This is a genomic window from Acinetobacter sp. YH12134 (assembly GCF_013418555.1).
GTDB classification, from domain to species: domain Bacteria; phylum Pseudomonadota; class Gammaproteobacteria; order Pseudomonadales; family Moraxellaceae; genus Acinetobacter; species Acinetobacter indicus.
In genome coordinates, this window is record NZ_VPBT01000043.1 from 1 (window position 1) to 5,760 (window position 5,760).

The following is a 5,760-nucleotide window of genomic DNA, read 5'->3' on the forward strand; positions in this document are numbered from 1 at the left end:
AGATATGTTTTACCTGAGAGACGGATGAGGAGTTACCCAAGAGTTGTAAAAGGAAAACCTCAAAAATACCCAAGAAAAAGCCAGTCAATCTCTTAACTGACTGGCATTATCCTGATGGAGTGCTTTTTTTATGCAGCTGTATGGATTGTTGTATTGATCAGCGCCATGACAAACCTCACAAAACATAACAAGAATACATCGGCCTGTAGCCCTAATGCTGTTCCGGATTTGCTAGTTTATGGACTTCGCCTAGAAAAATACGGAGTCATTCCATGGTACTCGAACAACAGCCGACCTTAGAATTATTATTTGAACAACTGGGTTTAGCCGCAGACGAAGCATCTATTGAGCAATTTGTGCGTGCCCATCAATTGCCGGCAGAAGTGACCTTGCCCGATGCCGGATTCTGGAGTGAGGGACAAAGCGCCTTTTTACGCGAACACTGGCATCAGGATGATGAGTGGATTGTGATTATCGACAAATTAAACCAGTTACTACACGTTGAAAGCGACAAGCTAGCGCAATAAGCCGGAGCCAGTTCAATCAGGCTCATCCGCCTTACATGCTTTGGTACAAAAAAATACAACAAGCGCAGTCACAAGGCTGTGCTTTTGTGCAGAATTCTTATAACGTAAAGCTACAATACAGTAAAAAAATGCTGAGGAGGGCGCCATGTTTGATCAGCAACCCACATTAGAACTGTTATTTGAGCAGCTGGGTCTAGAGTCCAGTTCAGAAGCCATTGATCAATTTATTGAAAGCCATCAATTAACTTCCGATATTCCCCTACATAAAGCCGCATTCTGGAGCAAGGCCCAGCACGATTTCATTATCAGTCACTGGAAAAGTGATGATGAATGGGCCATCGTGATTGATGTCTTAAACGAGCAATTACATACCGAACATAAGCTTTCCGGCTCTTGCGAACTTTAATCACAAATTGAAACAACAAACCTGGTCGCAAAGACTAGGTTTTTTTTGCTTTATCTTATAAGTTAGATGGATAAATAACTACAATTTATCTGATATATAAGGAGGGCGAGATGCTCAATCACAACACACCATCCTTAGCTCTATTATTTTCTCAACTTGGTTTAGCCAATAGTCCGGCGGCCATTGAACTTTATGTACGTACCCATCAACTGCCTTCCCATATTTCTTTGCATGATGCGCCGTTCTGGAATAAATCCCAGCGTGCTTTATTAATCAGTCATCTGGTCCAGGATGATGACTGGGCGATCTGGGTCGATGAATTGAATCAACAATTACATATGGATGCCTATAAAGCCCAAACCGCTTAATCCTGCCTGAAGATTCAAGCGTTTCTGTAGTCCATAAAAAATGCCTCAATCAATGAGGCATTTTTGTTGTTAAATATTTTTTTCGTGCTGAGCTTTAGTGTAAACGCGGCTGAATCAGCTGCACAAACCAGCTTTGACCATGACAGTGTTCAAAGGCAGTATGTTCACGTAGTACATCGGCATCAAACTCGGCTGTTTTACGGTATTTGGTCAGCCAATGCTGAGTCAGGGCATTTTCTTTTTTCGCTGCGCTGGCATAGGCCAGGAACAGGTAAATATCGCCATGATTATAATTGGTCAGCGGTTTTAGAATCTGCTGGGTAATTAAGGCAAAGCGGGTTTCCTGGCTGATTTCAAAATACAGCATATAGGCCTTGGCCAGGGTTAAGGACAGATTTAAATATAAGGACAGCGGCATTTCCTCAAATTCAACCCGGCCTTGCTCCAGCAGCACAATCGCTTCTTGCAGGAAATAGGTCTGTTCCTGACGGACCTGACTCAGCATCACCAGTTCTAGGCGTAATGAAGCACGTTCCAGCGCCAGTTCCGGGGTGTTGCCCTGTAAATAGAGCTGGTCAGTTTCACCGATACGCTGAATAATCGGTTGGGTGGTATCACGCATCGGCACAATCCTCAGTTCACAATACGGTTTATATGAGGCCACTTGCCAGGATTTAAAGGATCACCACAACTGTGGATCACTACGCAGCCAGGCAGTAATCGAAAGGCGCTGCTGTTTGGAGAGCAGCACTTCATGCAGCAAATCACTTTGGAATAAGGCCATCCGGTTGGGCTGTGGCGCAATGATCTGCCATTCGCCCTGTTTGTCCTGCAAGCGTAATTCACCGCCCCAATCGGCCTGCCACTGTTCATGCAGATAAAAGACGCAGGAAATCATCCGGCCATTTTTACCTTGCGGATTATCGCGGTGCAGGGCATAAAATTCGCCGGCGTTATAACAGGCAAAATGGGCTTCGACTTCCTTAATGCCCAGAAAAAAGGCACGATTTAATTGCTCGGCCAGCGCCATTAAGGTTTGGGTATGCTGCTCGGCAACCGGCAGGCTTGAATCCAGCCATAAGATATGATCACTGCGAATCTGGCTGACCACACCGTTTTGAATGGCTGCGTTACGAAACTCATTCAAATGTGCGGTACATTCTGCTACCAAAGCTTGTACATAATCCTGTGGATAGGCATCATCAATCAGGGCATAACCGGATTGATCCAGATCATTGAATATCTGTTCCAGATTCCAGGACGATGGTAGAGAATGTGTTTGCATAGGCAAAACTCGAACAAGGATAAAAAAGCGGGGGAACTATTTTAGAGCAAGATAAGCCTCTGAATGAAACTTTTTTTCATGCTAAAATACCGGTTGATTTCAGGAATTAAAGAAACATGAATTACCGTCACCATTTCCATGCAGGCAACTTTGCCGATGTCATGAAGCATGTGCTTTTGCTTCAGTTACTGACACGTTTAAATGCCAAAGATAAACCTTATCGCTATATTGATACACATGGCGGTGCAGGCAAATACGACTTATCTTTAGCACCTGCACAGAAGTCGGGTGAGTTCTTAAATGGTATTCACCGTCTGGTCAAACTGGATGACTCGATTATCCGCAATGCACCGGAAGGCGTGAAGCAGTATCTGAATCTGGTCGAGCAGATGCGCGAGACGGATGGCAAGGGTGCTTATCCGGGTTCACCATGGTTTGCCTTACAAGGCATGCGTGAGATGGATAAAGCCACGGTGTTTGAAATGCAGCGCGATGTTTTTCAGCAATTGCGCAGCAATATCCGTGACCGTCGTGCCGGCTTGCATGAACGTGATGCTTATGAAGGCCTGCTTGGGGTAATTCCACCGAAAGAAAAACGCGGTCTGGTCATGATTGACCCGCCTTATGAGCTGGAACGTAAAGACTTCCCGCAGCTGGTAGAACTGCTGGTCGCGGCCTATAAAAAATGGCCAACAGGCGTGTTTGCGGTGTGGTATCCAATTAAAGACCGCGCCATGATTGAACGTTTTGAAAAGAAAATGTACAAATCGGGCATTCGCCGTCAGCTGGTTTGCGAAATCTGTGTCTGGCCAGATGATACCCCGGTTGGCTTGAATGGCTGTGGTTTACTGGTGATCAATCCACCTTGGAAATTCTCTGAAGATGCAGATGAAGCCTTACAATGGTTATTCCCGCATTTACGCATGCAGGACAATGGTGGACATGCAGCAGTACGCTGGCTGGTTGGCGAATAAGCCAAACAGCCCCAACAGAGATTAGGTTAGAGTTAGGACATAAAATAATGATAAACACACCGAAGCCCGAGGGTGATTCCGTGACGCGTGAACATGATTACGATGGAATCACATTTGAAGTGGTGGAAGAGGAACGTACCCGCGAGGGGCAAAAGGTCAAACGCCGTGGCATCTACCTGTGGCCTAATCTCATTACCACCGCGGCCTTGCTGTCGGGCTTTTATTCAATTATTGCCAGCATGAATGGCGAATATAGCCAGGCCATTTATGCCATTTTCCTGGCGGCCTTATTTGATGGTTTAGATGGCCGCGTTGCGCGTGCCATTGGTGCGCAAAGTCCGTTTGGTGAGCAGTTTGACTCCTTGTCCGATATGCTGGCCTTTGGTGTGGCCCCGGCAATTTTAATGTATAGCTGGAGCCTGAATGATCTGGGCCGGATTGGCTTGGCCTGCTGTTTTGTTTATACCGCCTGTGCGGCTTTCCGTCTGGCGCGTTTTAATGTGCAGATTGGCGTGGTTGATAAACGCTATTTTATTGGCGTGGCCAGTCCATTGGCGGCTTTAATGCTGGTGTCGCTGGTCTGGGTCGGCCGCGATTTTCCTGAAATTTATAATATTCAGGACTTTGGTATTCAGATCATCAACGCCGTGATTATTGTGGCGGTTGGCTTGCTGATGATTTCCAATATTAAATATTATTCCTTTAAGACATTGGACCGTAAGCGGGTGCCGTTTATTGTGCTGCCAATTGCCGTTTTTGTACTGGCGGCCATGACCTATAATATTCCGGTCGGTATTCTGGTGATTTCTATCATCTATGCATTATCAGGTTTTGTGACCACTTATATGGCGAGAAAAACCGCCGAATCATAACAAGATGACACCCAGGAGCTTGCTATGCAGATGTTTCAAGATTTTCTCGATCGATCCAAACAACTGAATCAAGCTCCACATCAACTCAAGCTTGAGCAGCTGCCTTTTCACGCCCCGAACCAGAAATATAAAATCATTCATCAGGGGCTGATGATTCCCAATTTGCCCGCGCCCTTACATTATCTTAATTTCCTGAGCCTGATTGGGCAGCCAAATGCCCCGATGCTGCGTAATGACAGCGCGATTCAAACCCATCCGCTGGATACTGCTACGGTACTGGTCAGTTCCAGTCCACATATGGTGGGGCAGCTCAGCAGTTATTCAGTGGAAAAAGAATGTTATTTCAAGCCGGCACTGTTTCAGTTTGGTGGTCGGGAGCAGCTAGAAGGACATTTTCCAGAGTTTCGGGTCCAACGTCTGGATTCTGAACTCAGTTTTGATCTGAAGATTCGTACTACCGCCGTAATTTCCTATTTTGCCAAGCTACGCATGGGGCTGGCCGATCACTGGTCTTTGCTGTGTGAATGCAGTGGACAGCTTCAATATAAACAGCAACATTATCAGATCCAGCAACTCGGCAGTTTTGAATATGCGCGAGCCATTAATTTTCCTTATCTACCTTTAGCCTTTTTTACCTATCAGGTGATTAATCTGCAGCAGCAACGGCAGTTATTACTGGCCCAAGTGCGAGATCGCTTTAACCGGATTTTGCAGTCGCGGATGTATTTGCGTGACCTGAGCAGCGGCCAAAGCCAGCTGTTTGATGAAGGCGTATATTTTAAAGTGCACCGGGTTTATCCGGCGGTGATGACTCCAAACCGGCAAAGCATGTATCTGCCGCGTGAATTTGAATGGTGTTACAGCGGTGCAGATGGCACGCGTATCCATATTCAGGCACAAAGCCGCGGGGATTTTAAATTTGGCTTGGCTGCAGGTTATGTCGGCAGTTTTCATTATCAGGTCAAAATAAATGATGTCGAAGAACAGGGCGAAGGCGGCTATTGTGAATATATTGATTGTCGCGCCTTAAAATGGCAGGAAAAAAATCAGGCAGAAAAATTAGGTGATCATTTGGCCAATCCGGTCCCATTTTTAGTGAAAAAAGAAAAATAAGTGTATTTTTGTTGAATAAATAAACAGTTGTGTCGTATTTCCCAAAATAATTAAAAATAGGGGTTGCGTCAGGTTTCATTTGCTCTATAATGCACATCCATCGGCGGTGATGTTGATAAAAACTTGTTGATAAACAAGGATTTAACTAAAATGGTTGAGTTCTGGTTTAGGTGGTAAGTTTAGAAATAAAATCAATATTGCATGTTGACTTTCTA

General features: G+C 45.3%; 8 protein-coding genes. 6 read left to right on the plus strand and 2 right to left on the minus strand.

Annotated features, from left to right (window positions below; all coding sequences use genetic code 11):
- Positions 1 to 272: 272 nt before the first annotated feature.
- The 3 genes from FTU69_RS14445 to FTU69_RS14455 all read left to right on the plus strand — a co-directional run bounded on the left by FTU69_RS14445 (position 273) and on the right by FTU69_RS14455 (position 1,301).
- Positions 273 to 527, plus strand: coding sequence for a DUF2789 family protein (locus FTU69_RS14445; protein WP_005182193.1), 255 nt, complete (start codon positions 273 to 275; stop codon positions 525 to 527).
- A 145-nt stretch (positions 528 to 672) separates the two neighbouring features.
- The gene (locus FTU69_RS14450) at positions 673 to 933 is read left to right on the plus strand and encodes a DUF2789 family protein (RefSeq protein ID WP_005182196.1); all 261 of its coding nucleotides are present in this window, start codon (positions 673 to 675) and stop codon (positions 931 to 933) included.
- 110 nt (positions 934 to 1,043) lie between these two features.
- Positions 1,044 to 1,301: a DUF2789 family protein gene (locus FTU69_RS14455; protein ID WP_005182199.1), complete on the plus strand. Its 258-nt coding sequence runs from the start codon at positions 1,044 to 1,046 to the stop codon at positions 1,299 to 1,301.
- A 94-nt stretch (positions 1,302 to 1,395) separates the two neighbouring features.
- Here FTU69_RS14455 and FTU69_RS14460 read toward each other — a convergent pair whose 3' ends face one another.
- Complete coding sequence (locus tag FTU69_RS14460) at positions 1,396 to 1,923, minus strand: hypothetical protein (RefSeq protein ID WP_005182203.1); 528 nt, start codon at positions 1,921 to 1,923, stop codon at positions 1,396 to 1,398.
- Positions 1,924 to 1,983: 60 nt separating this feature from the next.
- Positions 1,984 to 2,586: a 2OG-Fe(II) oxygenase gene (locus FTU69_RS14465; RefSeq protein WP_180104097.1), complete on the minus strand. Its 603-nt coding sequence runs from the start codon at positions 2,584 to 2,586 to the stop codon at positions 1,984 to 1,986.
- 116 nt (positions 2,587 to 2,702) lie between these two features.
- Here FTU69_RS14465 and FTU69_RS14470 point away from each other — a divergent pair, with 116 nt between their 5' ends.
- Genes FTU69_RS14470 through FTU69_RS14480 form a run of 3 tightly spaced genes read left to right on the plus strand, consistent with a single transcriptional unit; the run spans position 2,703 to position 5,545 of the window.
- A complete protein-coding gene (locus FTU69_RS14470; protein ID WP_005182209.1) occupies positions 2,703 to 3,560 on the plus strand; it encodes a 23S rRNA (adenine(2030)-N(6))-methyltransferase RlmJ in 858 nt (285 codons plus the stop codon).
- Positions 3,561 to 3,607: 47 nt separating this feature from the next.
- On the plus strand, positions 3,608 to 4,432 hold the full coding sequence (pssA, locus tag FTU69_RS14475; RefSeq protein ID WP_075168287.1) for a CDP-diacylglycerol--serine O-phosphatidyltransferase: 825 nt from the start codon (positions 3,608 to 3,610) through the stop codon (positions 4,430 to 4,432).
- A gap of 24 nt (positions 4,433 to 4,456) precedes the next feature.
- Complete coding sequence (locus FTU69_RS14480; protein ID WP_180104098.1) at positions 4,457 to 5,545, plus strand: DUF6670 family protein; 1,089 nt, start codon at positions 4,457 to 4,459, stop codon at positions 5,543 to 5,545.
- The last annotated feature ends 215 nt before the right edge of the window (positions 5,546 to 5,760 follow it).

Bases quoted from the DNA above. Each gene is read 5' to 3' on its own strand.
- FTU69_RS14445 (WP_005182193.1), top strand. From the start codon at position 273: ATGGTACTCGAACAACAGCCGACCTTAGAATTATTATTTGAACAACTG.
- FTU69_RS14450 (WP_005182196.1), top strand. From the start codon at position 673: ATGTTTGATCAGCAACCCACATTAGAACTGTTATTTGAGCAGCTGGGT.
- FTU69_RS14455 (WP_005182199.1), top strand. From the start codon at position 1,044: ATGCTCAATCACAACACACCATCCTTAGCTCTATTATTTTCTCAACTT.
- FTU69_RS14460 (WP_005182203.1), bottom strand. From the start codon at position 1,923: ATGCGTGATACCACCCAACCGATTATTCAGCGTATCGGTGAAACTGAC.
- FTU69_RS14465 (WP_180104097.1), bottom strand. From the start codon at position 2,586: ATGCAAACACATTCTCTACCATCGTCCTGGAATCTGGAACAGATATTC.
- FTU69_RS14470 (WP_005182209.1), top strand. From the start codon at position 2,703: ATGAATTACCGTCACCATTTCCATGCAGGCAACTTTGCCGATGTCATG.
- pssA (WP_075168287.1), top strand. From the start codon at position 3,608: ATGATAAACACACCGAAGCCCGAGGGTGATTCCGTGACGCGTGAACAT.
- FTU69_RS14480 (WP_180104098.1), top strand. From the start codon at position 4,457: ATGCAGATGTTTCAAGATTTTCTCGATCGATCCAAACAACTGAATCAA.